Here is a 25,029-nt window from a genome sequence, read left to right on the forward strand (position 1 = left end):
CAAGGTGTCTGACACCCCTGAGGCAGCGTCGCAAGCCGCGGTTGACGCTCGCGGGTGTCAGACACCTTCCGCAGTTTGACAAGGTGTCTGACACCCTTGCAGCAGCGTCGCAAGCCCGCGGTTGACTTTCGCGGGTGTCAGACACCTACTGAGCTGGCCGCAGCTTTTACAGCCCGGTTTCGAAGAACCGTCCCAGGCGCTGGGGCAGCCAGTTCAGGTGCCCCGGAAAGCTGCCCGTGGGAAAGCCCGCGTGCCCGCCATCGGAAGGTTGATGCAGCAGGATGCCCGGCGCGCAGTCTTCCGGCTTGGGCAGCGAGGCGGCCGGGATGAACGGGTCGTTGCGCGCATTGAGCACCAGCGTCGGCACGGCGATCTTCGGCAGCCACGGCTTGCTGGACGCGCGCGTCCAGTAATCCAGCGCATTGCGAAAGCCGTGCATCGGCGCGGTGTAGGTGTCGTCGAATTCGCGCAGGTCGTGCGCGTGCGCGATCCGCATGACATCGATGGAACCGGGAAAACGATGCGCTTTTTCCAGCACCTTGTGCTTGAGCGTCTTCAGGAAGTGCGCCGTGTAGACGCGCCGGTTGAAGATGCCGGTCGACAGCGTCTTGCCGCAGGCGACCAGATCCAGCGGCGCCGACACGCCGGCGCAGGCGGTCAGCCAGGTGGTGTCTTCCTGGTGTTCTCCCAGATACTTCAGGAGCGCATTGCCACCCAATGACACGCCGACGGCGTGCCAGCGCGCGTGCGGAATGCGCTGGCGCACGGTGTTCAGCAGGAAGCCGACTTCGGCCGAGTCGCCGGAGTAATACGCGCGGGCCAGCCGGTTGGGCACACCCGAGCAACCCCGAAAGTGCGCGATCACCACGATCCAGCCGCGTGCCCGGAAGTAATGCGCGATGGACTGCGCATAGCGGCTGTTGCTGCCGCCTTCCAGGCCGTGGAACAGGATCAGGGCAGGGGTGTCGGGGGTTTGCGGCAGCGACTTCCAGTCGGCGTCCGTCATCCAGCGTGCCGCGGCGGTCTTGCCGTTGCCGACCGGGCGTTGCCCGCTTACCGGCGCGCCGTCGGCGGCCTTGTGCGGAAACAGCCCAGGGCCGGTCCAGTCGAAATCGACGAAGTCCGTGTCCGGCGTGTCGACGCGGTCGCGCACGAACGCGATGCGGTGATACTGCGCGAACAGGGCGGCGTAGACCGTCTGGCTGTCGCCCCCGGGAAGCCAGGGCGGGACGGGGCAGGGCGTTGTATCAAGACGAGCAGGGGCCAACTGGGAATCCACCCGGGTCAATGAAGCATGTCGGGCACGTCGTGCAGGTCGAGCACCCCGGCTTCCGAGGGCGCCTGCGAGGCATGGTGCATGACCATGCGCCAGCCGGTGGGGCCCTTGTGGTAGATGTTGGTGGCGTAGCAGTTGGCGAACTGCGTGCCCTCACGCGTGCGCACCGCCACCTGTTCGACCAGGACGTGCACCGCGCACATCATGCTGAGCATGACGAGCGGGCGCAGCGGACGCACATGCAGCGGACCGTTGGACAGCACCTGTTGCCAGGACTCGTGCACCGCGGAATGACCGACGACGCGCAGGCCTCCCGGATGGATGCATACGACTTCCTCGTCGTCGGCCCAGACCTGCATCAGGCGGACGGCGTCCGCCTGCTCAAGGGCTTCGTAGAACGCGTGTTCTGCTTCTTCGGGCGTGGCGAACATGGCTGCTGAAACGGTTAAGCGTGTTGTGGGGCGGCGAGGTCAGTGGTGGCCGTGCAGCACCGTGCCCGCCTTCAGGCGGTACTCGGCGCCACAGTAGGCGCAGCTTGCGGAACCCGTGCGGGCCACATCCAGGAAGACGCGGGGGTGCATGCTCCAGAGCGGGGCCTTGGGGCCGGGACAGAACACGGGCAGGTCTTCAGCGCCGACCTCGATGACTTCGTGAGCGCGGGAGACGGCGGCCGGGGCAGCAGCGGTCATGAATATTCCTGAAAAAAGAACCGATGAACGGCAGGTTGAAACAATGATGCGGTCTTGCTGGGCAAAAGCGCGCCAATCAGAATTGAAAATCAGACTTTACTTAGCCAGTGATGGTACTTCGGGTTGCGGCCATTCACCACGTCAAAAAACGCGTTCTGCAATTGTTCGGTGATTGGACCGCGCCGGCCCGAGCCGATCCGACGGTTGTCGACTTCGCGGATGGGCGTGACTTCGGCGGCCGTGCCGGTGAAGAAGGCCTCGTCCGCGATGTAGACGTCGTCGCGCGTCAGGCGCTTGGTCAACACGCGCAGGCCCAGGTCGGCCGCCAGGGCGTGAATGGTGGAGCGGGTGATGCCCGTCAGCGCCGAGGCGATCTCGGGCTCGCAGAGCACCCCGTCCTTGACGATGAACAGGTTCTCGCCGGAGCCTTCGGCGACAAAGCCGTCGGTGTCCAGCAGCAGGGCCTCGTCGTAGCCGTCCTGCAGGGCTTCGGTGTTGGCGAGGATGGAATTGGCGTACGTGGTGGCGACCTTGGCGCGCGGCATGGTGACATTCACATGCTGGCGCGCGAACGACGACACCTTCACGCGGATGCCGTTGGAGAGCGCCTCTTCGCCCAGGTACGCGCCCCACGGCCAGGCCGCGATGGCCACGTGCACCCGCGCGCCCTTGGGCGACACGCCCATTTTTTCGGGACCGTAGAACACGAGGGGCCGCAGGTAGCCGGATTCCAGCTGGTTTTCGCGGACGACCATCCGTTGGGCTTCGTTGATCGTGTCGCGATCGAACGGCATGGGGATCTGGTAGATGTGCGCCGAATTGAAGAGCCGGTTGGTGTGGTCTTCGAGGCGGAAGATGGCGGTGCCGAGCGTGGAGCGATAGGCGCGCACGCCTTCGAACACGGACAGCCCGTAGTGCAGCGAATGCGTCAGGACATGCGTGGTCGCGTCTCGCCATGGAACGAGCTTGCCGTCATACCAGATGAAACCGTCGCGGTCAGCCATCGACATGGTCTTCTCCACACAGTGCGCGCCAGACCTGCCGCCGCGCGCCAGGCCCCAAGGGGTCAAGAATCGTGAGGGCGCTATTGTATCAAGCAGCGAGGTTACAATACGCGCCTATTCGCGCACCGGTCTGGGGCCAACGGCCTTGCAGCATGATGCCGGCGGGCGAACGGGCCGTCGCGTGTTCATTCCATAGAGTTTCCATGTCGTCCTGTCTGCATCGCCAGGGGCCAGCCGTTGTCCTCTGAATCCGCGCTTCCTGAATCCGAAGACCCAGGCCTGGTTCGCCAGGAACGCCTGACCGCCTTTCGCGCCGGCGTCCATGCCATCGTGCCCGCCCTCATCGCCACCGCGACGTGGGGCCTGGTGACCGGCGTGGCCATGGTCAAGTCCGGACTGACCGAATCCATGGCGCTCGCCATGACGCTGCTGCTGTACGCCGGCTCGGCCCAGCTCACTTCGTTGCCGCTGATCGCGGCGGGCGCGCCGCTGTGGCTGATCTTCGCGGCCGGCTGCGTGGTCAACCTGCGTTTCATCATCTTCGGCGCGGCGTTGCAGCCGTACTTCCGCCATCTGTCCTGGCCCAAGCGCCTGGGACTCGGCTATTTCACGACCGACATGGGCTTCGTGCTCTTCATGCCGCGCTTTGGCGACTCGGTCGAGCGTGGCACGCGCGAGCAGCTCTGGTTCTTCCTGGGCTCCATCGTGCCGGGCTGGCTGGTCTGGCAGTCCTCGTCGATCATCGGGATTTATCTGGGCGCCCAGGTGCCGACCAATTGGTCCCTGGATTTCGCCGCCGTGCTGGCGCTGCTGGCCATCACGGTGCCGCTGGCCAGCTCCAAGCCCATGCTGGTGTCCATGCTGGCGGCCGGCGTCGTCGCCTGGGTGGGGCAAGCCATGCCCTTGCGTCTGGGACTGGCCGCGGCGGTCATCTCCGGCGTCATCGCCGGCATGTGGGCCGAACGCTTCTTCAAGGCGCGTCCATGACGAATTGGTCCTGGGAACTCTACGTCTATTCCGCCATTCTGCTGCTCGCGCTGTGCAGCGTCCTGACGCGGGCCGGCTTCATGCTTTTTGGCGACTACATTCCGTTGTCCGACAATGTGCGGCGCGCCTTGCGTTATGCGCCCGCCGCCGCGCTCACCGCCATCGTGGTCCCGGATCTGCTGCCCTGGAAAGCCGGTCTTGGCCCCGTGTTCGATTACAAGCTGGTCGCCGGTCTGGTCGCCATTCTGGTGTTTCTGCGCACGCGCAGCGCCGTATTGGTCATCGTGGTTGGCATGCTGGTGCTCTGGGGTTTGCGCTGGCTGGCCGGCTGACGGCCACGATTTCTCTGCCGATATGTCCACCTGATGGACGCTCACAGTGTCTTTTTCGCCTCGGCGGGCGCTTTGAACGCGCGGCTAACCGGCCGTTGAATGGTCCGTTTGACCGTGTGGTAAGGCGGCTGCGCTAAAATTCATCAATCCACAGCAATCCGGGCCTGGTGCTGCCCACATAAGTATCGACTCCAGCATGGTTGCCCCGATGCTTATGTAGTGCAGTGCATGCAGCACTCTCGTTTTGTTCTTTTTCACTGGTCCCGGTACTTGCCTAACCCTGATGACTGAATCCACTCAAACCGTAGCACCCACCGCTGACGCGCCCGCGCCGACGTTCGACGATTTCGGGTTGCACCCCCTGTTGTTGCAGTCCATCGCCGAAACCGGCTACACCACCCCGACGCCCATCCAGGCGCAAGCCATTCCCGTGGTGGTGTCGGGCCGCGACGTCATGGGCGCCGCCCAGACCGGCACCGGCAAGACGGCGGCGTTCACGGTCCCGATCCTGCATCGCCTCATGCCGCTGGCCAACACCAGCGCTTCGCCCGCCCGGCATCCGGTGCGCGCGCTGATCCTGGCGCCCACGCGCGAACTCGCGGACCAGGTCTTCGAGAGCGTCAAGCGCTACAGCAAGAAGACGCCGCTGCGCTCGGCAGTGGTGTTCGGCGGCGTGGATATCGGTCCGCAAAAGGAAGCGCTGCGCCGCGGCTGCGAAGTGCTGGTCGCCACGCCGGGTCGTCTGCTCGATCACGTTGAACAGAAGAACGTGAACCTCAGCCAGGTCGGCATCCTGGTGCTGGACGAAGCGGACCGCATGCTCGACATGGGCTTCCTGCCCGATCTGGAACGCATCATCCGCCTGCTGCCCGCGCAGCGTCAGGGCCTTTTGTTCTCGGCCACGTTCAGCAACGAAATCCGCAAGCTGGGCCGGTCGTACCTGAACCACCCCGTCGAAATCGAAGTGGCGGCGCGCAACGCCACCGCCACGACCATCACGCAGATCGCCTACAAGATGACCAGCGACGCCAAGCGCGCCGCCGTCGTGCATCTGGTGAAGTCGCGCGGCCTCAATCAGGTCATCGTCTTCTCGAACACCAAGATCGGCACCGCACGCCTGGCGCGCGACCTGGAACGTGATGGCGTCAAGGCCGAATCGATCCACGGCGACAAGACCCAGGCCGACCGCATGAAGGCCCTTGAGGCCTTCAAGGCCGGCGAACTCGAAGTGTTGGTCGCCACCGACGTGGCCGCGCGCGGCCTGGATGTGGCCGGCGTGCCCTGCGTCATCAACTACGACCTGCCGTACAACGCCGAAGACTACGTGCACCGCATCGGCCGTACCGGCCGCGCGGGCGCATCGGGAGAAGCCATTGCGCTGTTTACCGCCGACGAAGAGCGCTTCCTGCTCGACATCGAGAAGCTCATCAAGCGCGAAGTGCCGCGCGGCACGCTCGACGTGCCCGCCGACCTGATCGCGCGCAGCCATCGCCGCAGCGACAGCAGCTCGCATTCGCGCGAAGGGCGCGAAGGCGGCCGCGAAAGCCGCGGCGACCGGGGCCGTTCTTCCGAGCGCCGTTCCAGCCACCATTCCGGCGGCTCGCGCCAGCCCGTGGACGACTTCTTCTTCAAGCCCTACGAGCCCTCGGCGCCCGTCGCGCCGGCCGAAGAACAGGAATCGCGCGGCAACGCCACGCCGTCGTCCGCGCCCAAGCGCCAACTGGCCGTTCTGCTTGGCGGCAGCCGCAAGCCCTGATCGCAATCGGGTTCCGGCCCATGAAAAAACCCGCAAGGCCAGCCGGCGTTGCGGGTTTTTTGTTGGGTGCGACGCGCGTCAGGCGGCCAGCATCCGGGGCAGATCGGGCAGGGCGGTGTTCACGGCCGCGCTCTCTGCGTTCAGGCTTGCCAGAAGACGCTCCAGATGGCCGATATGCGGCAGCATGGGGCCGTAGAACACGACGCGATCGCCGATCTGCACCATCAGGGTCGGGAAGTTCTCGACGTCCACGTCGCCCAGCAGTTCGGCGTGGTCTTCGATGTCTATCCACGCAAAGACATGCTGCGGCATTGCGTCGGCCAAGGCTTGCAGCTTGGGCTTGTATTCTTCGCAGGTGTCGCACCAGGCGGCGCAGAAGCAGGCGATGAGCCAGGCGCCGGGTGTGGCGTCCAGCCGCGCGCGCAGCGGAGCAAGATCGGTACCGGGGGTGAGCAGTGACATGTGAGCGGATCGGGGCGGGTTTGACTATGATACCCGGGTTGTTCACCCCTCACTTCGACTGCCATGACCGCTCTGCGTACTGATCCTCCCACCCCCGGGAACGGCCGCCTGTCCGGCGCCGGCGCGGGCGCGGTAAGCGTGGGCCAGGCGTTCAAGCGCGCGCTGGTGTCGCAGTGCCACCCGACCATGCTGTTCGCGGTGTTGCTGCCCTTTCTGATCGCGCTGGTTGGCGCGATCCTGCTGCTCTGGTTTTTCTGGACGCCCCTGACCGACTGGCTGCGCGCCGAGGTCTCGCACTGGGATGTCGTCAATCGCGTTGACGAATGGCTGGTCGCGGTAGGCCTGTTCTCGCTCAAGATCTGGCTGATTCCCGTCATCGCCGCAGCCATCCTGCTGCCGGTGTCCGGCATCCTGGGATTGGCCATCGCCGCCGTGTTCGTCATGCCGCTGGTGTTGCGCCACGTCGGCCAGCGTGAATATTCCACCGTCGCCCGCCGCGGCAAGTATTCGACGGCGGTCAGCGTGTGGAACGCGGTGTGGGTGTCCGCCGCCTTTGCCGCCGGCTGGGTGTTGACGCTGCCCCTGTGGCTGGTGCCGCCCATGGCCGTGGTGCTGTCGATCTTCTGGTGGGCCTTTGCGTTCTCGCGCATGATGCGCGTGGACGCCATCGTCGAACACGCCAGCCCGGAGGAACGCAAGCTGATCCTGGAACGGAACAACGGCGGCTTCTGGAGCATCGGCCTGATTTGCTCGCTCTTGAACCTGCTGCCGCCCGCGTGGATTATCCTGCCGGTGTTTTCCGCCCTGGTCTATGCGCATTACGGCCTGGAAGCTCTGAAGCGCCTGCGGCAGGACCGCGTCATCGACGTCTGACCGGCGTCATTTCTCACCTTTGGAATTGGACATGGCTGCAGAATCCACCGCCCGCCGTATCGGTCTCATCATCGTCGGCGATGAAATCCTGTCGGGACGACGTCAGGACAAGCATTTTTCCAAGATCGTCGAGATGCTGGGCGCGCGCGGCATGCACCTGAGCTGGGCCGAATTCCTGCCTGACGAGCGCGACCGCCTGGTGGACGCCTACAAGCGCAGTTTCGCCACCGGCGACGTCGTGTTTTCGTGTGGCGGCATCGGCGGCACGCCGGACGACCATACCCGCCAGGCCGCGGCCGCCGCGCTGGGCCTGCCGCTGGCGCTGCACCCGGAAGCCGAAGCCGCCATCGCGCTGCGCACCCGGGAAATGGCCGAGAAAGGCCAAGGCACCGCCGACATGAGCGCGCCCGAAAATCAGCAGCGCCTGCAGATGGGCATGTTCCCCGAGGGCTGCGAGATCGTTCCCAACCCTTACAACCGGATCCCCGGCTTCTTCATCAAGGACCACACCTTCGTGCCGGGCTTTCCCGTCATGGCGTGGCCGATGCTGGAATGGACCCTGGACACGCGCTATCGTGCGCTGCAGCATGTGCGCGTTCACGCCGAACATTCGTTTCTGGTTTTCAGCATGCCGGAATCACGCATCACGCCGTCGATGGTCAGCGTGGAATCCCGCTGGCCCGGCGTGCGCGCGTTCAGCCTGCCCAGCGTCGGCGAGGCGGGCGGAATGCCCCACATCGAGCTCGGCGTGAAGGGCGATCCCGAGGCAGCGGCCGAGGCGCTGGAGTTTTTGCGGGCGGAAGTGCTGCGCCTGGGCGGCAAGCTGGCGCCCCCGGCGGCCGCCTGACCGGGGTGCCGGCGGGACACCGCCGGTTGCAGGGCCCGATCAAATTCTGATTGCAAAACCGGCTCGTAAATTTCACAATACGGGAAAGAACCGCTTGCTGCAGTGCCGCAACGCACCCCCGTGCGCGGCGGCGCCAGCCCAAATCTTCCATGGCCCGTCTTCCAACGCCCCGCAATCCCCTGGACGCCGAAACCGAAGGCGCGTCCGCTCATCCGATCGCCATTCAGGTCATCGAACGCGCCATGCGGCTGCTCGACGCCCTGGCCGCGCAGCCTGATCCGGTCACGCTCAAAGAGCTGTCGGCAACCACCGGCCTGCACGCATCCACTGCGCACCGCATCCTGAATGACCTCGTGGTGGGCCGCTACGTCGAGCGGGTCGACAACGGCCTGTATCAGCTCGGCATGCGCCTTCTGGAGCTGGGCTCGCTGGTGAAGGGACGCCTGAACGTGCGCGAGGCCGCCATTCCCGCCATGCGGTCGCTTCACAAGCTGACGGGGCAGACCATCAATCTTTCTGTCCAGCAGGGCGACGAGATCGTCTATATCGACCGCGCCTGGAGCGAACGCTCCGGCATGCAGGTGGTGCGGGCCATCGGCGGCCGCGCGCCGTTGCACCTGACCTCCACCGGCAAGCTGTTCCTGTCCACGGGCGACACGCGCCAGGTGCGGGCCTATGCGCTGCGCACGGGGCTTGCCGGCCACACGCGCAACAGCCTGACCGATCTGGACAAGCTCGAACGCGAACTCGCCCTGGTGCGCCGCCATGGCTATGCGCGCGACAACGAAGAACTGGAACTCGGGGTGCGCTGCATCGCCGCGGGCATCTTCGATGACACCGGCAAACTGGTGGCGGGGCTGTCGATTTCCGCGCCGGCCGAACGCTTGCAGGACGACTGGATCAAGGCGCTGGTCGATACGGCTGCCAGCATTTCCGAGGCCTTGGGCTACGAGCCGTCGGTTTCCACCGGCTTCAACGGCCTGGGCATGGCGGCCGAAGCGATGCGCCCGTAGCGCGGTGCCTGGCCCCAAATACAAAAGCCCCCGCGAGGGGGCTTTCGTTTTTCAGGCATTGCCGCCCGAGGCCGCCACGGTCGTGGACGGCCCCATGGGTTGCGCTTATTGCTTTTCGATGCCGGCCTTCTTGAACAGCTCGGCCCATTGCGGGACTTGCTGCTTGACCTTGGCGGTCAGCGCGTCGGGGTTGGCTTCCGAAGTCAGCACGGTGGCGCCGAGCTGCTTCATGCGTTCCTGGAACTTGGGATCGGCCAGGCCTGCCTGCAGGCTCTTGACCAGCTTGTCCACGACGGGCTTGGGCGTGCCCTTCGGCACCCACATGCCATGCCAGATGCCCACTTCGAAGCCCTTGTAGCCGGATTCGTCCATGGTCGGCAGCTTGGGCAGGGTGGGAACGCGCTTCAGGCTGGTCACGGCGTAGGCCTTCACCTTGCCGCCCTCGATCTGTTGCGTCGTGTTGGTGGTCTGGTCGCACATCAGGTCGACTTGCTTGCCCAGCAGGTCGTTCATGGCGGGCGCGGTGCCCTTGTACGGGATCGTCAGCAGTTGAACGCCAAGCGCTTCCACCAGCATGGTGCCGCACAGGTGGCTGGCGGCGCCGATGCCCGCATTGGCCAGCGACACCTTGTCCTTGTTCTTTTTGACGTAGTCCGCCAGCTCGGCGATGTTGTTGGGCGGGAAGTCCGAGCGCGCGACGATCGTCATCGGCACGTCGACCACCAGGCCGATAGGCTCGAAGCTGGTGAAGGGGTCGTACCCCGGATTCTTGTAGAGCGAAGGCGCGGTCGAGAAGCCGGCGTGCATCAACAGGATGGAATAGCCGTCCGGCTGCGCGCGGGCGACCTGGGTGGTGCCGATGGTGCCGCCGGCGCCGCCCTTGTTTTCGACCACGACTGTCTGGCCCAGGCTGGTGCGCATGGCTTCCGCGAGGGAGCGGGCGACGTTGTCGGTCGGGCCGCCTGCAGCGAACGGCACCACCATGTTGATGGGGCGTTCCGGGTATTCCGCGTGCGCGGCGCCGGCCGCGAACAGGGCACCGGCCGCGAGCAGGGCCGAAAGCGTGCGGGGGATCAGGGTCATGAGGTCTCCGATTGCAGGGTTTTGCTTGCTGCGATTTAGTTATCAACCGCTGACATGTATTTGGTATTTGTCTGTCATCAGCGTGAAAGCAGTGTAGAAAAGAATTGATACCGCGTCATGTCCGGTATTTCCCGAGTTCTGGGAAATCATTGAGCGCAATCAAGCCGGGCAAGGTGCCGCACCGATAAAGTGCAAACACTTGTTGCGCCGCACAAAAAGCGCTTGACAAGTTTTTTACCGAGTCTAGAATGGCAATTGTGCAGTGCATCAAACGGGCCGGCGGTAGCTTGTAGTACCAGTTTCCGCGCACGTTTCTTATTTCGTCGCAGACAACCATCCTTATTGCCGGACAGCCTCCGGCTACCCTGAGAGGAGCATTCTATGAGCGCAATCCCGCAACAAGTCCTGGACCGCCAGAAGGCCAGCATCAACACCATCGTGGCTGCCCAGTCCGCCGTTTTCGCCGGCTTTGAAAAGCTGGTCGAACTGAACCTGAAGGTCGTGAAGGCCACCCTGGACGAAGTCGCCCAGAAGTCGCAGCAAGCTTCCGAAGTGAAGGATCCCCAGGAAGCCGCCGCGTTTGCCACCGGCCTGCTGCAACCGGGCGCCGAAAAGGCCCTGGCCTACACCAAGCACGTGTATGACATCGTTGCCGGCGTGCAAGGCAGCCTGGTCAAGCTGACCGAAGAACAGATCGCCGAAAGCCAGCAGCAGCTGAGCGAAGCCGTCGACCAGTTCTCCAAGAACGCCCCGACCGGCTCCGAAAGCGCCGTCGCCCTGATCAAGTCCTCGCTGGCCACCGCGACCAGCGCCTACGATTCGATGACCAAGGCCGCCAAGCAGGCCGCCGAAGTCGCCGAGTCGAACATGAATGCCGCCGCCAACGCGACCTTCAAGGCTGCCACGGACGCTGCCGATGCCGCCACCAAGGTCGCCAGCCGCAGCCGCCGCAGCGCCTAAGTATTTGGCGCACGGTGCTGCGCGAATCGCAGTAATGTAGTACTGTTGAGTGACAGAGCAGAGCTGGAATTAGGGCCACCCACAGGGTGGCCCCTTTTTTTGCCTGCGTTTTGTGGGGCAGGTTCGTGGGGCAGGTTCCGCGGTCAGCGGCGCGCCACGGCGCGCACGCATTCGCCGACCAGCCCCGGGCCGCGGTAGATCAGGCCCGTGTAGAGCTGCACCGCATCGGCGCCGGCGTCCATCTTTTCGCGGGCTTGCTGGCCAGACAGCACGCCGCCCACGCCGATGATGGCAAGGCTATTGCCCAGCCGCTCCTTCAGGCGGCGGATCACCGCCAGCGACAATTCATGCACGGGCGCGCCGGACAGGCCGCCTGCTTCTTGCGCGTGGGCCTGGCCTTGCACCGCGTCACGCGACAGCGTGGTGTTGGTGGCGATGACGCCGTCGATGCCGTGGCGCGGCAGGATCTCGGCGATGGCGTCGATCTGCTCCTGCGTCAGGTCCGGTGCAATCTTCACGGCCATCGGCACCCGCCGCTGGTGCTGGTCCTCCAATGCGCGGCGCTTGTCGGCCAACTGCCCGAGCAGGGCGGAGAGCTCGTCGCCGCTTTGCAGGGCGCGCAGATTCTTGGTGTTGGGCGACGAGATGTTCACGGTGACGTAGTCGGCATGCGGGTACACCCCGTCCAGACCGATCAGGTAGTCGTCCGCTGCGCGTTCGATGGGGGTATCAGCGTTTTTGCCGATGTTCAGGCCCAGGATCCCGCCCTGTTTGCGCCACGTGCTGCGTTGCACGTTGGCCAGGAACGCTTCCAGTCCCTGGTTGTTGAAGCCCAGCCGGTTGATCAGCGCATTGGCGCGCGGCAGGCGGAACATGCGGGGCTTGGGGTTGCCGGGCTGCGCGCGCGGCGTGACCGTGCCGACCTCAATGAAGCCGAAGCCCAGGTTGCCCAGCGCGTCGATATAGGCGCCGTTCTTGTCCAGGCCGGCGGCCAGCCCGATCGGGTTGGCCAGCTGCATTCCCATCAGCGTGCAGGGCGCCTTGGGTTGCGCGTGCATGAGCTTGCGCGTGGCGCCGCACTCATAGGCGCGCTGCAGGCCCGACAAGGTGACTTCGTGGGCGGTTTCCGCGTCCATGGCGAACAGCGCCGGGCGGGCCAGGGGGTAGGCGTGAAAGAGGATAGACATGGGGCGGAATTGTAGAGCGATTTGATGTGTTCCCGCCGCTCATGGACCCAACCGGAAGGTCTGTTCAGACGGGCGGCCGCTCGGGCGTGTCGCGCCATTGCCCGTCGACCAGGAACTGCGCCGGACGGAAGGCCGATTTATAGGACATTTTCCGGCTGTCCGCGATCCAGTACCCCAGATAGAGCCAGGGCAAGTTCAAAGCGCGGCACTGTTCGATCTGCCAAAGGATGCTGTAGGTGCCCAGGCCGTCGGCAATGTCCGGGTCATAAAACGTGTAGACCGAGGACAGGCCGTCGTCCAGCACGTCGATGATGGACACCATCACCAGCACCCCTTCGGCGTTGCGGAACTCGACCAGCCGGGTGTTGACGCGGCTGGTCAGCAGGAACTGCGCGTACTGGGTGCGGCTGTCTTCGTCCATGCCGCCGCCCGGGTGCCGGCCCTGCTGGTAGCGCGTATAGAGCCGGTAGTGCTCGGGCGACCACGCAAGTTCGGCCACGAACGACTGCAGATGCTGATGATTGCGCCACGCGCGGCGCTGGCTGCGATTGGGGGCGAAGGCGGCCGCGTCCACGCGCACGGGGATACAGGCCTGGCAGTTGTCGCAATGGGGACGATAGGTAAAGAGTCCGCTGCGGCGAAAGCCCTGTTCCACCAGTTGCGAATACGTGCCCGCGTTGATCAGATGGCCGGGCGCGGCAACCTGCGACCGGGCCTGGCGACCCGGCAGATAACTGCACGGGTAGGGAGCGGTTGCATAGAACTGCAGTGTGGAGAAGGGAAGTTCTTTCAGCTGGCTCATGGGAGCTGGCTCATTGGCGCTGTCGCATGGAATATCCGTTGACGGCGGCGGGCCCGGGACAGGAATCGCTCCATATTAACGCTTAACTCGGCCGGCAATCCGTCCCCTCGGGTGTGTCCGGATGCAGCGTTCCCTGCGTATCCAACCTGCCGCGGAACCATGCGATGCCGGGTTGCATCGTGGCCTGGCGGACATGCCTCAGAAAGCGTTCGCGTGGCAGGGGGCGTGCGCCCATGCTGGCCAGATGGCGCGTCTGCTGCTGGCAGTCGATCCACTCGACGCCCTGCGCCTCCAGGTAGCGAACCAGATGCGCCAACGCGATCTTGGAGGCGTTCGGGACACGGGTGAACATGGATTCGCCAAAGAACATGCGGCCCAGGCTGATGCCGTACAGGCCGCCCGCCAACTCGCCGTCGATCCAGGTCTCGATACTGTGCACCACCCCGGCCTCATGCCACTGGCGGTAGGCCTCTTGCATGGCCGCCGTGATCCACGTGCCCGGCTGTCCGTCTCGCGGCGCGGCGCAGGCCGCCATGACCTGCGGGAACACGGTGTCGACCCGCACCTGCACCCTCGGCGCCGGGTCTTGCTCGCGCGCGGCGATCTGCCGCAGCAGCTTGCGCAGCGAGTGCGACGGCGCGAAATCCTTCACGCGCAGCACCATCCGCGGATCCGGGCTCCACCACAGGACGGGTTCGCCTTCCGAATACCACGGAAAGATGCCGTTGGAATACGCCTGGGTAAGCCGTTCCGGGGACAGATCCGCGCCTGCGGCCAGCAGGCCGTCCGGATCCGTCAGCGCGAATTCCGCAGGGGGAAACGGGGTATCGGCGGCCAGCCAGGGCAGTTTCAACGGTGAGATTCGAGGGTGTAGTGATGAGGACCGAAGGTGCCGCGTTTGCGGTCCTCGAAAAACAGGCGCAGGGTGCTTGCCACGGTGCGAAACGCCAGGTCGTCCCAGGGGATCTCGGCTTCGTCGTACCAGCGCGCTTCAAGGCTCTCCGGGCCGGGGTCCAGTTCGGGACCCACCGCCTGCGCCAGATAGAACACGTGCACCTGCTCGATCTGCGGCACGTCGATGATGGTGTAGATGTCGCCCAGCTGGATCTTGGCGCCGGATTCTTCCAGCGTTTCGCGCGCGGCGCCCTGCGCGGTGCTCTCGCCCAGCTCCATGAAGCCGGCGGGCAGCGTCCACGTGTTGTAGCGCGGCTCGATCGCACGCAGGCAGAGCAGCACGCGGTTTTCCCAGACGGGCACGGTGCCGACCACCAGCCGAGGATTCTGGTAATGGATCGCCCCGCAGTGATCGCAGATGTCGCGCTCGCGGTTGTCGCCTTCCGGCACGCGGCGGTTTACCGGCGTGCCGCACTGGCTGCAAAAGAGGGAACGGCGCGGGGCGGGAAAGTATACGAGGGGCGATTTGGCGGTCATGGGTACGATTCTAACGGCTGCGGCGGGTCGTGGCGCGCCGTCCCGGCGGCGTGGGCGCGGGGCTGCCGAATCGGGCTTCCAGGTGTTCCACGAACGACCGCACCTTGGGCGACAGGAAGCGGCGGTGCGGGTAGACGGCGACCATGGAGATGGGGGTGTGGGCGTAGCCGGTCAGCAAGGCGGTAAGGCGGCCGGCGCGAATGTCGTCGCCCACCAGGAATTCCGGTTGCAGGATGATCCCGTGGCCGGCCAGCGCGGCGGTGCGCAGCACGTCGCCATTATTGGCCCGCAGCGCCGCATTCACGCGCACCAAGTGCGTCACGCCATCCTTCTCGAAATGCCATTCGTTGCCCGTGCTTGCGTAGGCGTAGTGCAGGCAGCGATGCTGCTTCAGGTCTTCAGGCACGGCAGGGGCGCCGTGGCGTTGCAGGTACGAGGGCGCCGCGCAGACGAGCAGTTGCTGCGGCGCCAGCGGCCTTGCCACCAGCGATGAATCCACCAGCGGGCCGATGCGCACCGCGACGTCGTAGCCGTCCTCGACCAGATCCACCACGCGATCGTTCAGGTCCAGGTCGATCACCACGTCCGGATAGCGCTGCAGGTACTCGGCAATCGCCGGTCCCAGATGCAGGATGCCGAAGGACACGGGGGCGCTGACCCGCAACCGTCCGCTGGGCCGCTGGCCTTCCGCCTGCAGCGACAGTTCCAGATCGGCGACCTCGGCCAGGATGGGCCGCACCCGCTCGTAGAAGGCGCGCCCGGCATCGGTCATGCTCAACTTGCGGGTGGTGCGATTGAGCAGGCGCACGCCGTACTTCTGCTCCAGATAGGCAATCTGCCGCGTGACCACGGAGCGCGCCTGGCCCATCTTGTCGGCGGCCGCCGCGAATGAACCCAATTCAACGACCTTGGCGTAGGTCTGCATGGCGGTGTGGGTGTCCAAGATTGTTTCCTATCGAGGAACAATAATTTGCAATTCTGCATGTTTATCTTTGTTTTTGGAATCGCAAGAATACGGCTCCATGAAGGTTCGCCCCGTTTTGAGCGATCCGTTTCTGCACAAGGATGACTGCAATGATTGATTCCCGTACCGCGCCGTATGCGGCACTGCTCCTGCGCGTGGCGCTGGGCGTGATGTTCCTGGCCCACGGCCTGACCAAGCTGCTGGTCTTCACGCTGCCCGGCACGGCGCAGTTTTTCACGAAGATCGGCTTTGCCGGCTGGCTGGCCTATCCCGTGACGTTCTTTGAGGTGGCGGGCGGCATTCTGCTGATTTTGGGCGTGGTGCCGCGCTGGGTGGCCGCCATTGCCGTGGTGCAGCTCTTCGCGGCGTCGACGGTTCACTTCGGCAACGGCTGGGGATTCGGCAACCCGGGCGGCGGCTGGGAATATCCCATCTTCCTGACCGTCGCGGCTGCCGTGCTGGCGCTGCTGGGCGACGGCAAGTTCGCCCTGGTCAAGAGCGGCCGGCGCTAAACGCGCCGTTTCAGCCCGCGCCGGCGTGCGGCGCGGGGTCGAACGCCAGGCGATCGGCAACGTCCGCCTGCGCAATCGAATGCAGCGGCGCGGCTCCATAAACGCCTGGCCACGCCACGCTGATCGACTGGCCGGGCGTCAAACCCGCCAGCGCGTCCATCAGAGACGCGCCCGCCGCCGTCTGCAGGGTTTCGAGCAGCGGCTGCAGATCGCGGTCCAGCACAATGCCGGCGCCCAGGGGCGTCGATGCGAAGAGCCGGCCTGCATCATCCAGCCACCACCCGCTGACCGAGCCGACGGCCGCATCGGTATGCGTGACGAGGCCGCGATTGTCGTCGGCCAGGCGCAACACATAAGGCGCCGCGTCCAACCGCACGAATACGCGCTGCGGCCCGTTCTGGAAAAACCAGCGGCCCACATCGTCATGGTCGTAATTGCGGCCGATGAACTCCAGGATCTGCGTGTTGGTGATCGGCTCGCCCGGCCCGCCTTCGTTGGCCTGACCTTGCGGATGAAGGCGCCAACGCCCGCGCGCATCGAGCGACAGCCAGCCGTACACCGCCGGCACATTCGGCCAGCGGGCGAGGGCGTCTTTCACCGATTGATCCATGGCGTTATGGGCGTATGACGATGGTGGGCGAGATGACGATGCCAGGCTGAACGGGCATCACCGGCACGGCCACGGGCTGTGGCGCGTAGCCATACGCATGGTCGTCGCGGCATTTGCGCTTTTCGCTGTAATCGCCATTGCGCTTCCACTTGCGCTCGACCTTACAGGCGCCATCCCAGTACTTTTCCTTGTACTCGCCACCCTTGTGGCGGTGGTGATGGTGCTTGTCGTGCGCCTCCGCGGCAAGGGGCGAAAGGGCGATCAACGCGGCGGCGGACAGGCTCAGGAAAGCGGGGCGGGTAGCAAAGCGGCGCGGGTGCGATTCCGGGATGTTGTGCATGGACTCATCGTTCAAATGAAAACGGGGTCACCATAACAATCATCCGGCTGACCGGGCGTAGGGATGGGTAACGAGATGCAGGGGGGAGGGAGAAAGATGCTGGAGGCGCAAGCCGGAATCGAACCGACGTACACGGATTTGCAATCCGCTGCATAACCACTCTGCCATTGCGCCAGCACTTGCAAGAAAAAAGGAAGCGCGGTGTGTGCCGTTGCTTCCTCTTTGTATTTGGAGCGGGAGACGAGTCTCGAACTCGCGACCTCAACCTTGGCAAGGTTGCGCTCTACCAACTGAGCTACTCCCGCTTGGGGTATTACTTTGCTACTGCTTTATTTGCTTTTAGTGAAAGCCTGTATTGGTATCAGGGCTGTTCAGCAAAGAAAGCGATTGTACATGCTTTTAAGGGTCTTTGCACTGCAGACCGAAATCTGGAGCGGGAGACGAGTCTCGAACTCGCGACCTCAACCTTGGCAAGGTTGCGCTCTACCAACTGAGCTACTCCCGCATTTGCACACTGACCGCGTCGCTGAGGGTCCGTTTGAATCTTGAAAATTCTGGCGGCTGGCCGATCAGCGAGGCGAGAGTATACATTAATTTTTTCATCCATCAAGCCGAGGCGCCTGCGTTGGCGAACCCGGTGTTTCAGGCATGAAAAAAGGGCCTTTCGGCCCTTGCTTTCAACGATTTGCAGCATTGAAAAAACGCTGCAGATCAAATTCTGGAGCGGGAGACGAGTCTCGAACTCGCGACCTCAACCTTGGCAAGGTTGCGCTCTACCAACTGAGCTACTCCCGCATTGGTTCCGTAAACTGCCCAGAACCGCTTTTCTTATTCACTCTGATCAACTTGGTTATCGATCAGAAGGCGCGCAGTCTAGCACGATTTTTTGAGCTTGTCCTGAGCCGGTCTGGCTGGCTGCGATTTACGCTGTAAATCGGGTCAAGCACTCAATCAAGTAAACTGAGCGAAGACAGAAACTATAGCATACCTCGTAGCACTCATGTCAAATTCCTTCGCGGGATCCGCGCCCGATTCCTTGTCTCCGTCCGTGCAGGACCTCGCTGGTCTGAATACGTTGGGACTGGCATCCCGGGCCGATGCGTTCGTCGCGCTGCGCGAGCCCGCGCAATTGCCCGCGTTATCCGCCCTGGCGCAAACGGCGCCATCGTTGCTCGTGCTGGGCGGCGGCAGCAACGTGGTGCTGCCCGAGCGTGTGCCCGGCCTGGTTGCGCGCGTGGCCTTCCAAGGTGTGCGGCTGCTGGAATCGCGGCCGGACGCGTGGATCGTCGAAGCGGCAGGCGGCGAGAGCTGGCATGGATTCGTGTCGGCCTGCGTCGCGCAGGGATGGGATGGCCTGGAAAATCTGGCGTTGATCCCCGGCACCGTGGGCGCGGCGCCCGTGCAGAACATCGGCGCCTATGGCGTCGAGCTGCAGGAACGCCTTCACAGCCTGACGGCCTGGGATGTGCGCGAGGCGCGCTTTGTGGAAATGCAGGCGGCCGATTGCCAGTTCTCGTACCGCGACAGCGTGTTCAAGCATGATGCGCCCGGGCGCTGGATCATCGTGAGCGTGCGCTTTGTCTTGCCGCGGCCGTGGCGGCCGGTGCTGGCGTATCCCGATCTGCAACGCCATCCGCGGCTGTCGGGCGCATCGCCCAGCGCGCGCGATGTCTTCGATGCCGTGTGCGAGATCCGGCGCGCCAAGTTGCCCGATCCCGCGGTCACGGGCAATGCCGGCAGCTTCTTCAAGAACCCCATCGTGCCGGCCGCGCAGCGTGACGCGTTGGCGCAGCGCTTTCCTGGCCTGGTGTCGTACGCGCAGGCTGATGGCCGCTTCAAGCTGGCCGCAGGCTGGCTGATCGATCAGTGCGGCTGGAAGGGAAGGGCGCTGGGGGCGGCGGGCGTGCATGACCGCCAGGCGCTCGTGCTCGTCAATCGCGGGGGCGCCACCGCCGCGGACATCATGGGATTGGCGCGCGCGGTGCAGGATGCGGTGGCCGATCGCTATGGCGTGCGCCTGGAGCCCGAGCCGGTCGTGGTGTGACCGGGCAGGCTTTCCGGCATGAAAAAAGGACCCCGCGGGGTCCTTTGCTTTTGGCGCCGGAAATCACAGCCCCAGCACGGACTGCATGTCGTAAAGACCGTTGGTCTTGCCATCGAGGAAGCGCGCAGCGCGCAGCGCGCCTTCGGCGTAAGTGGCCCGGCTGGACGAGCGGTGCGTGATCTCGATGCGCTCGCCGATGCCGCAGAACGACACCGTGTGATCGCCAACGATATCGCCGCCGCGCAGCACCGAAAAACCGATGGTGCCGGGCTTGCGCACGCCGGTGTCGCCGTGGCGGCTCCAGGTGGCAACGTCGGGCAGCGCGACGTCCCAGGCCGACGCGATGGTCTCGCCCATCTTCAGTGCCGTGCCGGAAGGCGCATCGACCTTGTTGCGGTGATGGGCTTCGAACACTTCGACGTCGTAGCCGGCGTTCAGGATGCGGGCCGCCATGTCCAGCAGCTTGAGCGTCGCGTTGACGCCCACGCTCATGTTGGGGGCGAACACGATGGCGGTCTTTTGCGCGGCAACCTCGATTGCGGCGCGGCCGTTGTCGTCAAAGCCGGTGGTGCCGATGACGGCCTTCACGCCGTGCTTCACGCAAGCCTGCAGATGCTTGAGCGTGCCTTCCGGGCGGGTGAAATCGATGAGGCAGTCAGCGCCCGCAAGCGCGTCCAGGTCGTCGGTGATGGCAACCCCGGTCTGCTTGCCCAGCGTGGCGCCGGCATCGCGGCCCAGCGCGGCCGAGCCCGGCACGTCCAGCGCAACGGCCAGTTCCAGGCCGTCGGCCTTCAGGATGGCCTCGATCAACATCTGGCCCATGCGGCCGTTTGCGCCGGCGATAGCAATACGCATAAAAAATCCTTCGGTTTAGAGCAGCGGCTCGGGCGCGTTGCCAGGCTGGCCCGGGTATTGGTTGAGCGGGCTGACGGGCGCGTCGGCGTCGCGCTTCTGTTCGTCTTGTTCCTGCTCAATCCGGGCTTCGTCCCGGGCCAGGCGCTTGTCGGTCTTTTCGTCGGCAACGGCGTCCGGCGTGTTGATCTGGTAGGGCTGCAGATCGGGCTGCTTGTCGCCTTCCCAGCGCGTGAGACGGTCGTTTTCGAACCAGACGGTGAACTTGCGCTCTTGCGGGTTGCCGTAGCCCGGCTTGAAGTAGTACGGGTAGTCCCAGCGATTGGCGTGCAGCACGCTGGTGAGCGTGGGGCTGCCGAGCGCGAAGCGGACTTGTTCACGGGTCATGCCGGGCTGGAGCAGCGCAACCTGTTCCTGCGTGATCCAGTTACCCTGCTGGACCGGCGCCTTGTACGGGAAGCCCCATTTGTTCGAGGTGCAGCCCGCCAAGGCAACGGCCAGGGCGGCAACGGCCAAACCGGTCTTCAGAGAGCGGGAGGGAATACGTGCAAACATGGACACTACGCGCCCCTATTATTTGGAAGCAAGCAAAACCGTTATCATAAAGGTTTCATAAGGATAGTTCCGCGAGGCGGCATGAATTCGGCGAGCCGGCTTGCGGTGACCCCAGTCCTTGCCCATGCCAACGCGGACGGAGAGCGATTACACCATGAGCGACCAAAGCGAACTGAAAAACATGGGTTTGAAGGCGACTTTCCCGCGCCTGAAGATTCTTGATATTTTCCGCAAATCGGGTGAACGGCACCTGAGCGCCGAAGACGTCTACCGCGCCCTGATCGGCGAAAACGTCGAAATCGGCCTGGCTACCGTCTACCGCGTGCTGACGCAGTTCGAGCAGGCCGGCATCCTGGCGCGCAGCCAATTCGACAGCGGCAAGGCCGTTTTCGAGCTCAACGACGGCGACCACCACGACCACCTGATCTGCACCAACTGCGGAAAGGTCGTCGAGTTCTCGGATCCCGAGATCGAAAAGCGCCAGCAAAAGATCGCCAAGGACAACGCCTTCGCGCTGGAAAGCCACGCGATGGTGCTGTACGGCATCTGCGGCAGCTGCCTCAAAGGCCGCTAAGCCTGGGCGGGCAGCCGTGAGGCCGGTACATCCGGCTGCGTAGCCAAAAACAAAAGCCCCTTCTGATTGAAGGGGCTTTTTGCATGTTGAGGCCAGTGACGCCGGCAGGCCGCAGACTCAAGGCGTTGTCTGGCCGAACCCTTCCAGCATTTCGCGCGCGTGTTCGCGGGTGGTGGCCGTGAGCTTCATGCCGCCCAGCATCCGCGCGATTTCCTCGACGCGGGCCGGGGCGTCCAGCGGTTCGATGCTGGACCGGGTGGTGCCGCGGGACTCGGCCTTGCTGACCAGGAACTGGTTGTTGGCGCACGCGGCCACCTGGGGCAAGTGGGTGACGCACAGCACCTGATGGCGTTCGCCCAGTTCGCGCAGCAGCTTGCCGACGAATTCGGCCACCGCGCCGCCCACGCCGCTGTCCACTTCGTCGAAGATCAGCGTGGGCACGCGCGCCGCGCGGCTGGCGATGACCGACAGCGCGAGCGAGATACGCGACAGTTCGCCGCCCGAGGCGACCTTGGCCAGCGGACGCGGCGTGGTGCCGGCGTGACCGGCCACCAGGAATTCGACCTGTTCGTTGCCGTGCGCGGACGGCGCCGACGGGGCGAGCGTGGGTTCAAAGCGGCCACCCTGCATCGCGAGCGTCTGCATGGCCTGGGAGACCTGCTTGCCCAGATCCTTGGCGACCTTGCGCCGGGCGGTGGTCAGCTTGGCGGCGGCCGCGTCGTATTGCGCCTGCGCCGTGGCGGCCTGGGCGCGCAGCGCGTCGATGTCGCCGGCGGCCTGCAAGGCCGCAAGCTCCGAATGCAGCGATTCGCGCAGTTCGCACAGGGCATCGGGATCGGTGCGGAATTTGCGGGCGGTCTCGAACACCAGTCCCAGCCGTGCTTCCACGTCGGCAAGTCGCTTGGGGTCCAGGTCGACGCGGCTGACGTAGTTGTTCAGGTCGGACACGGCTTCGCTGATGGCGATGCGTGCCGATTCCAGTTCGTCATGGACGCCCTTGAGGCCCGGATCGTGCCGCAGCATCTGCTGCAGGCGCTGGTTCGCGGCCGTCAGGCGGTGATGCGCCGAATCGCCTTCGCCGTCCAGCATTTCAAGGATTTGCGAGGCGCCATCCAGCAGCGATTGCGCATGCGACAGGCGCGTGTGTTCGGATTGCAGGGCGTCCCATTCGTCCGGTCCGAGGTTCAGCCGGTCCAGTTCGTCGACCTGCCATTGCAGGCGTTCCCGTTCAGAGGCCAGGCTTTCCGCGTCTTTTTCGGCCGATTCCAGCTGGCGTGCCAAGGCGCGCCACTGCTTCCACGCCTGGCCAACCGCGTGGCGAAGCTCGCCGTGGCCGCCGTGCGCGTCCAGCAGGTCGCGCTGGGCGTCGGGACGCATCAGGCTCTGGTGCGCGTGCTGGCCGTGGATGTCGACCAGGCTGTTGCCCAGTTCGCGCAGTTGCGCCACGGTGGCCGGGGTGCCGTTGATGTAGGCGCGGCTGCGGCCTTGCGCATCGATGACGCGGCGCAGCGAGAGTTCGTCGTCGGCGTCGATTTCGCGTTCGGCCAGCCACGCCTGCAGCGCCGCCGGCGTGTCGAACACCGCGGTGATGTCGGCACGGGTCGCGCCTTCGCGCAACATGCTGGCATCGCCGCGCTCTCCGAGGGTGAGCGCCAGCGCATCGACCAGGATGGATTTGCCGGCGCCCGTTTCACCGGAAAAGACGGTAAAGCCGGGGCCAAAGTGGATCTCGGTCTGTTCGACGATGACGAAGTCGCGGATGTGCAGGGTGCGCAGCATAAGGGGCGCTAATTACTCTACGTTGTCGGAGGCTTCGGGCATCAGGTTCCAGTGCAGTTTGCGGCGCAGGGTGGAAAAGAAGCTATAGCCTTCGGGATGCACGAATCGGATGGTGTAGGGCGCGCGCTGCACGACGATGCGGTCGCCCGGTTGCAGGTCGGACCAGGTCTGCATGTCGAAGTGCACGCTGGCGCCGACTTCGACGCGGCCCATGGCCGTGAGCGTCATGTTGAGCACGCCGGTGTCCGGGATGACGATGGGCCGGTTCGACAGCGTTTGCGGCGCCACCGGCACCAGCACCATGGCGTTCATGCCCGGATGCAGGATGGGGCCATTGGCCGACAACGCATAGGCCGTGGAGCCGGTGGGCGTGGCGATGATCAGGCCGTCGGCGCGCTGCGTATACATGAAGGCGCCGTCAAGTTCGACCCGGACCTCGATCATGCCGCCGCGGCCCGCGCGGTTCAGGACCACGTCGTTCAGGGCCGACGCGGAATACATCTTCTGGTCGCCGCGCCACACGCTGCCTTCGAGCAGCATGCGGTCTTCGATCTGGAAGCTGCCTTCGAGCACGCGGGCGAGCGCGGCGTGCGCGTCCTGCAGGGCGATGTCGGTGATGAAGCCCAGGCGCCCGTGGTTGATGCCGATCAGCGGCATGCCGTAGGGCGCGAGATGGCGGCTGGCGCCCAGCACGGTGCCGTCGCCGCCCATGACCACGGTGAGCGAGGCGGTCTTGCCGATTTCCTCGAGCGTGGCGATGGGGTATTCGGTCAGCCCGGTATTGCGCGCCGTGTCCGCATCGATCAGCACATGGCGGCCCGCCTGCGTCAGCGCGTGCGCAAGTGCTCTCAGCGGTGTGTCCAGGCCGGTGTCCTGGTATCTGCCGATCAGGGCGACTATAGGAAAATGCATGGCTGCGTAGGAATGAAAAGGGCGAAACCGCAAAGCTGAACATGCCCAGAATGGGCCAATTAGCCGATTATATGGGGCCGTATATTGTGTTGCGGGACAAAAATCGCCTCAACCTGAAAAGATTCCCTAAAATAGCCGCTATGGATGACCGCGCACGCGCTTTACTGAAAGCGTTGATAGAACGCTACATCGCCGATGGGCAGCCAGTCGGCTCGCGGACGCTATCTAAAGTCTTTGACTTGTCTCCGGCCACCATCCGCAACGTCATGGCGGACCTGGAAGAGCTGGGACTGATCCACAGTCCGCACACCTCCGCCGGCCGTGTTCCCACGCCGCGCGGATACCGCATGTTCGTCGATTCGCTGCTGTCGGTGCAGTCGTACCAGCTGCAGCCGCACAACATGGGTGAAATGCTCTCGGCGGCCGAACCTACCCGCGCCGTCAATGCGGCCGCGGCGCTGCTGTCCAACCTGACGCAGTTCGCGGGCGTGGTCCTCACGCCCAAGCGCGCGCAGGTGTTCCGGCAGATCGAATTCATCCGCCTGTCCGACAAGCGCGTCCTGCTAATCATCGTGACGCCCGATGGCGACGTGCAGAACCGCATCCTTTTCGTCCAGCGGGATTACGCCGAGTCCGAGCTCCTGGAAGCCGGCAACTTCTTCAACATGCACTTCGCCGGCAAGTCGTTCAATGCCGTGCGCCAGACGTTGTCGACCGAGCTGGCCCAGTTGCGGGAAGACATCTCGCGCCTGATGCAGGCCGCCGTCGAGGCCAGCGCCGAAGCGGCCGAGGACGGCGACGCCGTGGTCATCTCGGGCGAGCGCAAGCTGCTGGACGTCACCGACATCGCGTCCGACATGGACCGGCTGCGCAAGATGTTTTCGCTGTTCGAGAAAAAGACCGATCTGCTGCAATTGCTGGACGTCTCGAGCCGCGCGCAGGGCGTGCAGATCTACATCGGCGGCGATTCGCAACTGGTGCCCCTGGAAGATGTCTCCGTCATCACGGCGCCTTACGGCGTGGACGGCAAGGTGGTCGGCACCCTGGGTGTCATCGGTCCGACCCGCATGGCCTACGAGCGGGTTATACCCATCGTGGACATCACGGCGCGCCTGCTGTCCAACGCCCTCAGCCACAACCAGTAGTCCCATTCAAAGCTACATCCTCCTTGCGGAGGAAGGGGAG

28 protein-coding genes and 4 tRNA genes are annotated in these 25,029 nt (G+C 64.7%); 11 read left to right on the plus strand and 21 right to left on the minus strand.

Features of this window, described 5'->3' with window-relative positions; genetic code table 11:
• Positions 1-166 precede the first annotated feature (166 nt).
• From LN047_RS05120 to LN047_RS05135, 4 genes are all read right to left on the minus strand, one after another.
• Positions 167-1,267, minus strand: a complete 1,101-nt coding sequence (locus LN047_RS05120) for a YheT family hydrolase (protein WP_142050696.1) — start codon at positions 1,265-1,267, stop codon at positions 167-169.
• A 17-nt stretch (positions 1,268-1,284) separates the two neighbouring features.
• On the minus strand, positions 1,285-1,707 hold the full coding sequence (locus LN047_RS05125) for a nuclear transport factor 2 family protein (RefSeq protein ID WP_056321209.1): 423 nt from the start codon (positions 1,705-1,707) through the stop codon (positions 1,285-1,287).
• A gap of 39 nt (positions 1,708-1,746) precedes the next feature.
• Positions 1,747-1,965 carry a zinc-finger domain-containing protein gene (locus LN047_RS05130; RefSeq protein WP_056321210.1) on the minus strand — a complete coding sequence of 73 codons (219 nt, stop codon included), beginning with the start codon at positions 1,963-1,965 and terminating at the stop codon, positions 1,747-1,749.
• 89 nt (positions 1,966-2,054) lie between these two features.
• Complete coding sequence (locus LN047_RS05135; protein WP_062840360.1) at positions 2,055-2,975, minus strand: branched-chain amino acid transaminase; 921 nt, start codon at positions 2,973-2,975, stop codon at positions 2,055-2,057.
• A 231-nt stretch (positions 2,976-3,206) separates the two neighbouring features.
• Here LN047_RS05135 and LN047_RS05140 point away from each other — a divergent pair, with 231 nt between their 5' ends.
• The 3 genes from LN047_RS05140 (at position 3,207) to LN047_RS05150 (ending at position 6,044) form a co-directional block, all read left to right on the plus strand.
• Entirely contained in the window at positions 3,207-3,956 is a 750-nt protein-coding gene (locus LN047_RS05140) for an AzlC family ABC transporter permease (protein ID WP_062840361.1), read from the plus strand.
• Complete coding sequence (locus tag LN047_RS05145) at positions 3,953-4,288, plus strand: AzlD domain-containing protein (RefSeq protein WP_056321218.1); 336 nt, start codon at positions 3,953-3,955, stop codon at positions 4,286-4,288. The genes LN047_RS05140 and LN047_RS05145 overlap by 4 nt, the downstream gene beginning before the upstream one ends.
• Before the next feature lie 283 nt (positions 4,289-4,571).
• Positions 4,572-6,044 (plus strand): DEAD/DEAH box helicase, encoded by a 1,473-nt coding sequence (locus LN047_RS05150; protein ID WP_152383560.1) that lies wholly within the window; start codon positions 4,572-4,574, stop codon positions 6,042-6,044.
• A gap of 78 nt (positions 6,045-6,122) precedes the next feature.
• Here the strand turns inward: LN047_RS05150 and LN047_RS05155 are convergent, their stop codons facing one another.
• Complete coding sequence (locus tag LN047_RS05155; protein ID WP_062840363.1) at positions 6,123-6,506, minus strand: thioredoxin family protein; 384 nt, start codon at positions 6,504-6,506, stop codon at positions 6,123-6,125.
• A gap of 63 nt (positions 6,507-6,569) precedes the next feature.
• On the opposite strand from LN047_RS05155, the gene LN047_RS05160 reads away from it, so the two are divergent.
• The 3 genes from LN047_RS05160 to LN047_RS05170 all read left to right on the plus strand — a co-directional run bounded on the left by LN047_RS05160 (position 6,570) and on the right by LN047_RS05170 (position 9,239).
• Positions 6,570-7,379 (plus strand): EI24 domain-containing protein, encoded by an 810-nt coding sequence (locus tag LN047_RS05160; protein ID WP_056321226.1) that lies wholly within the window; start codon positions 6,570-6,572, stop codon positions 7,377-7,379.
• 31 nt (positions 7,380-7,410) lie between these two features.
• The gene (locus tag LN047_RS05165) at positions 7,411-8,226 is read left to right on the plus strand and encodes a molybdopterin-binding protein (protein WP_142050690.1); all 816 of its coding nucleotides are present in this window, start codon (positions 7,411-7,413) and stop codon (positions 8,224-8,226) included.
• Positions 8,227-8,375: 149 nt separating this feature from the next.
• On the plus strand, positions 8,376-9,239 hold the full coding sequence (locus LN047_RS05170) for an IclR family transcriptional regulator (protein ID WP_056321230.1): 864 nt from the start codon (positions 8,376-8,378) through the stop codon (positions 9,237-9,239).
• A 105-nt stretch (positions 9,240-9,344) separates the two neighbouring features.
• Here the strand turns inward: LN047_RS05170 and LN047_RS05175 are convergent, their stop codons facing one another.
• The gene (locus LN047_RS05175; protein WP_062840366.1) at positions 9,345-10,322 is read right to left on the minus strand and encodes a tripartite tricarboxylate transporter substrate binding protein BugD; all 978 of its coding nucleotides are present in this window, start codon (positions 10,320-10,322) and stop codon (positions 9,345-9,347) included.
• Between the two features lie 381 nt (positions 10,323-10,703).
• On the opposite strand from LN047_RS05175, the gene phaP reads away from it, so the two are divergent.
• On the plus strand, positions 10,704-11,282 hold the full coding sequence (phaP, locus tag LN047_RS05180) for a TIGR01841 family phasin (RefSeq protein ID WP_062840367.1): 579 nt from the start codon (positions 10,704-10,706) through the stop codon (positions 11,280-11,282).
• A 143-nt stretch (positions 11,283-11,425) separates the two neighbouring features.
• On the opposite strand, the gene LN047_RS05185 is transcribed toward phaP, so the two are convergent.
• The 5 genes from LN047_RS05185 to LN047_RS05205 form a co-directional block, all read right to left on the minus strand.
• Positions 11,426-12,469 (minus strand): quinone-dependent dihydroorotate dehydrogenase, encoded by a 1,044-nt coding sequence (locus tag LN047_RS05185; protein WP_056321238.1) that lies wholly within the window; start codon positions 12,467-12,469, stop codon positions 11,426-11,428.
• A gap of 64 nt (positions 12,470-12,533) precedes the next feature.
• Positions 12,534-13,271 carry an arginyltransferase gene (locus LN047_RS05190; protein WP_373981254.1) on the minus strand — a complete coding sequence of 246 codons (738 nt, stop codon included), beginning with the start codon at positions 13,269-13,271 and terminating at the stop codon, positions 12,534-12,536.
• An 82-nt stretch (positions 13,272-13,353) separates the two neighbouring features.
• The gene (gene aat / locus LN047_RS05195; RefSeq protein WP_373981255.1) at positions 13,354-14,124 is read right to left on the minus strand and encodes a leucyl/phenylalanyl-tRNA--protein transferase; all 771 of its coding nucleotides are present in this window, start codon (positions 14,122-14,124) and stop codon (positions 13,354-13,356) included.
• Positions 14,121-14,702 carry an NUDIX hydrolase gene (locus tag LN047_RS05200; protein ID WP_056321247.1) on the minus strand — a complete coding sequence of 194 codons (582 nt, stop codon included), beginning with the start codon at positions 14,700-14,702 and terminating at the stop codon, positions 14,121-14,123. The genes aat and LN047_RS05200 overlap by 4 nt, the downstream gene beginning before the upstream one ends.
• A 10-nt stretch (positions 14,703-14,712) precedes the next feature.
• A complete protein-coding gene (locus LN047_RS05205; RefSeq protein WP_056321249.1) occupies positions 14,713-15,645 on the minus strand; it encodes a LysR family transcriptional regulator in 933 nt (310 codons plus the stop codon).
• Between the two features lie 131 nt (positions 15,646-15,776).
• Here LN047_RS05205 and LN047_RS05210 point away from each other — a divergent pair, with 131 nt between their 5' ends.
• On the plus strand, positions 15,777-16,178 hold the full coding sequence (locus tag LN047_RS05210; protein ID WP_062840371.1) for a DoxX family protein: 402 nt from the start codon (positions 15,777-15,779) through the stop codon (positions 16,176-16,178).
• A gap of 10 nt (positions 16,179-16,188) precedes the next feature.
• Here the strand turns inward: LN047_RS05210 and LN047_RS05215 are convergent, their stop codons facing one another.
• The 6 genes from LN047_RS05215 to LN047_RS05240 all read right to left on the minus strand — a co-directional run bounded on the left by LN047_RS05215 (position 16,189) and on the right by LN047_RS05240 (position 17,923).
• The gene (locus tag LN047_RS05215; protein ID WP_373981256.1) at positions 16,189-16,788 is read right to left on the minus strand and encodes a DUF2946 family protein; all 600 of its coding nucleotides are present in this window, start codon (positions 16,786-16,788) and stop codon (positions 16,189-16,191) included.
• Positions 16,789-16,792: 4 nt separating this feature from the next.
• The gene (locus LN047_RS05220) at positions 16,793-17,128 is read right to left on the minus strand and encodes a hypothetical protein (RefSeq protein ID WP_373981257.1); all 336 of its coding nucleotides are present in this window, start codon (positions 17,126-17,128) and stop codon (positions 16,793-16,795) included.
• A gap of 100 nt (positions 17,129-17,228) precedes the next feature.
• Positions 17,229-17,302, minus strand: a tRNA-Cys gene (locus tag LN047_RS05225).
• 55 nt (positions 17,303-17,357) lie between these two features.
• A tRNA-Gly gene (locus tag LN047_RS05230) sits at positions 17,358-17,433 on the minus strand.
• A gap of 124 nt (positions 17,434-17,557) precedes the next feature.
• Positions 17,558-17,633, minus strand: a tRNA-Gly gene (locus tag LN047_RS05235).
• A gap of 214 nt (positions 17,634-17,847) precedes the next feature.
• Positions 17,848-17,923 (minus strand) — tRNA-Gly (locus LN047_RS05240).
• A 205-nt stretch (positions 17,924-18,128) separates the two neighbouring features.
• Here LN047_RS05240 and murB point away from each other — a divergent pair.
• Entirely contained in the window at positions 18,129-19,172 is a 1,044-nt protein-coding gene (gene murB, locus LN047_RS05245; protein WP_373981258.1) for a UDP-N-acetylmuramate dehydrogenase, read from the plus strand.
• Between the two features lie 63 nt (positions 19,173-19,235).
• Here the strand turns inward: murB and dapB are convergent, their stop codons facing one another.
• On the minus strand, positions 19,236-20,027 hold the full coding sequence (gene dapB, locus LN047_RS05250) for a 4-hydroxy-tetrahydrodipicolinate reductase (RefSeq protein WP_373981259.1): 792 nt from the start codon (positions 20,025-20,027) through the stop codon (positions 19,236-19,238).
• 15 nt (positions 20,028-20,042) lie between these two features.
• Complete coding sequence (locus LN047_RS05255) at positions 20,043-20,579, minus strand: outer membrane protein assembly factor BamE (RefSeq protein ID WP_373981260.1); 537 nt, start codon at positions 20,577-20,579, stop codon at positions 20,043-20,045.
• A gap of 154 nt (positions 20,580-20,733) precedes the next feature.
• Between LN047_RS05255 and fur the strand changes: the two genes are divergently transcribed.
• A complete protein-coding gene (gene fur / locus LN047_RS05260; RefSeq protein ID WP_056321269.1) occupies positions 20,734-21,153 on the plus strand; it encodes a ferric iron uptake transcriptional regulator in 420 nt (139 codons plus the stop codon).
• A gap of 117 nt (positions 21,154-21,270) precedes the next feature.
• Here the strand turns inward: fur and recN are convergent, their stop codons facing one another.
• Entirely contained in the window at positions 21,271-22,932 is a 1,662-nt protein-coding gene (recN, locus tag LN047_RS05265) for a DNA repair protein RecN (RefSeq protein WP_373981261.1), read from the minus strand.
• 12 nt (positions 22,933-22,944) lie between these two features.
• Positions 22,945-23,844, minus strand: coding sequence for an NAD kinase (locus LN047_RS05270; protein WP_056321271.1), 900 nt, complete (start codon positions 23,842-23,844; stop codon positions 22,945-22,947).
• Between the two features lie 140 nt (positions 23,845-23,984).
• Here LN047_RS05270 and hrcA point away from each other — a divergent pair, with 140 nt between their 5' ends.
• Positions 23,985-24,989, plus strand: a complete 1,005-nt coding sequence (gene hrcA / locus LN047_RS05275) for a heat-inducible transcriptional repressor HrcA (protein WP_062840377.1) — start codon at positions 23,985-23,987, stop codon at positions 24,987-24,989.
• The last annotated feature ends 40 nt before the right edge of the window (positions 24,990-25,029 follow it).

It is taken from the genome of Achromobacter sp. JD417 (genome assembly GCF_041879325.1).
In the GTDB taxonomy this organism is placed as follows: Bacteria; Pseudomonadota; Gammaproteobacteria; order Burkholderiales; family Burkholderiaceae_B; genus Achromobacter; species Achromobacter mucicolens.

Excerpts from the sequence above, each read along its gene's own strand:
- LN047_RS05125 (WP_056321209.1), bottom strand. The coding sequence starts at position 1,707 with ATGTTCGCCACGCCCGAAGAAGCAGAACACGCGTTCTACGAAGCCCTT.
- LN047_RS05130 (WP_056321210.1), bottom strand. The coding sequence starts at position 1,965 with ATGACCGCTGCTGCCCCGGCCGCCGTCTCCCGCGCTCACGAAGTCATC.
- LN047_RS05135 (WP_062840360.1), bottom strand. The coding sequence starts at position 2,975 with ATGTCGATGGCTGACCGCGACGGTTTCATCTGGTATGACGGCAAGCTC.
- LN047_RS05145 (WP_056321218.1), top strand. The coding sequence starts at position 3,953 with ATGACGAATTGGTCCTGGGAACTCTACGTCTATTCCGCCATTCTGCTG.
- LN047_RS05150 (WP_152383560.1), top strand. The coding sequence starts at position 4,572 with ATGACTGAATCCACTCAAACCGTAGCACCCACCGCTGACGCGCCCGCG.
- LN047_RS05155 (WP_062840363.1), bottom strand. The coding sequence starts at position 6,506 with ATGTCACTGCTCACCCCCGGTACCGATCTTGCTCCGCTGCGCGCGCGG.
- LN047_RS05160 (WP_056321226.1), top strand. The coding sequence starts at position 6,570 with ATGACCGCTCTGCGTACTGATCCTCCCACCCCCGGGAACGGCCGCCTG.
- LN047_RS05165 (WP_142050690.1), top strand. The coding sequence starts at position 7,411 with ATGGCTGCAGAATCCACCGCCCGCCGTATCGGTCTCATCATCGTCGGC.
- LN047_RS05170 (WP_056321230.1), top strand. The coding sequence starts at position 8,376 with ATGGCCCGTCTTCCAACGCCCCGCAATCCCCTGGACGCCGAAACCGAA.
- LN047_RS05175 (WP_062840366.1), bottom strand. The coding sequence starts at position 10,322 with ATGACCCTGATCCCCCGCACGCTTTCGGCCCTGCTCGCGGCCGGTGCC.
- phaP (WP_062840367.1), top strand. The coding sequence starts at position 10,704 with ATGAGCGCAATCCCGCAACAAGTCCTGGACCGCCAGAAGGCCAGCATC.
- LN047_RS05185 (WP_056321238.1), bottom strand. The coding sequence starts at position 12,469 with ATGTCTATCCTCTTTCACGCCTACCCCCTGGCCCGCCCGGCGCTGTTC.
- LN047_RS05190 (WP_373981254.1), bottom strand. The coding sequence starts at position 13,271 with ATGAGCCAGCTGAAAGAACTTCCCTTCTCCACACTGCAGTTCTATGCA.
- LN047_RS05200 (WP_056321247.1), bottom strand. The coding sequence starts at position 14,702 with ATGACCGCCAAATCGCCCCTCGTATACTTTCCCGCCCCGCGCCGTTCC.
- LN047_RS05210 (WP_062840371.1), top strand. The coding sequence starts at position 15,777 with ATGATTGATTCCCGTACCGCGCCGTATGCGGCACTGCTCCTGCGCGTG.
- LN047_RS05215 (WP_373981256.1), bottom strand. The coding sequence starts at position 16,788 with ATGGATCAATCGGTGAAAGACGCCCTCGCCCGCTGGCCGAATGTGCCG.
- LN047_RS05220 (WP_373981257.1), bottom strand. The coding sequence starts at position 17,128 with ATGCACAACATCCCGGAATCGCACCCGCGCCGCTTTGCTACCCGCCCC.
- murB (WP_373981258.1), top strand. The coding sequence starts at position 18,129 with ATGTCAAATTCCTTCGCGGGATCCGCGCCCGATTCCTTGTCTCCGTCC.
- dapB (WP_373981259.1), bottom strand. The coding sequence starts at position 20,027 with ATGCGTATTGCTATCGCCGGCGCAAACGGCCGCATGGGCCAGATGTTG.
- LN047_RS05255 (WP_373981260.1), bottom strand. The coding sequence starts at position 20,579 with ATGTTTGCACGTATTCCCTCCCGCTCTCTGAAGACCGGTTTGGCCGTT.
- fur (WP_056321269.1), top strand. The coding sequence starts at position 20,734 with ATGAGCGACCAAAGCGAACTGAAAAACATGGGTTTGAAGGCGACTTTC.
- recN (WP_373981261.1), bottom strand. The coding sequence starts at position 22,932 with ATGCTGCGCACCCTGCACATCCGCGACTTCGTCATCGTCGAACAGACC.
- LN047_RS05270 (WP_056321271.1), bottom strand. The coding sequence starts at position 23,844 with ATGCATTTTCCTATAGTCGCCCTGATCGGCAGATACCAGGACACCGGC.
- hrcA (WP_062840377.1), top strand. The coding sequence starts at position 23,985 with ATGGATGACCGCGCACGCGCTTTACTGAAAGCGTTGATAGAACGCTAC.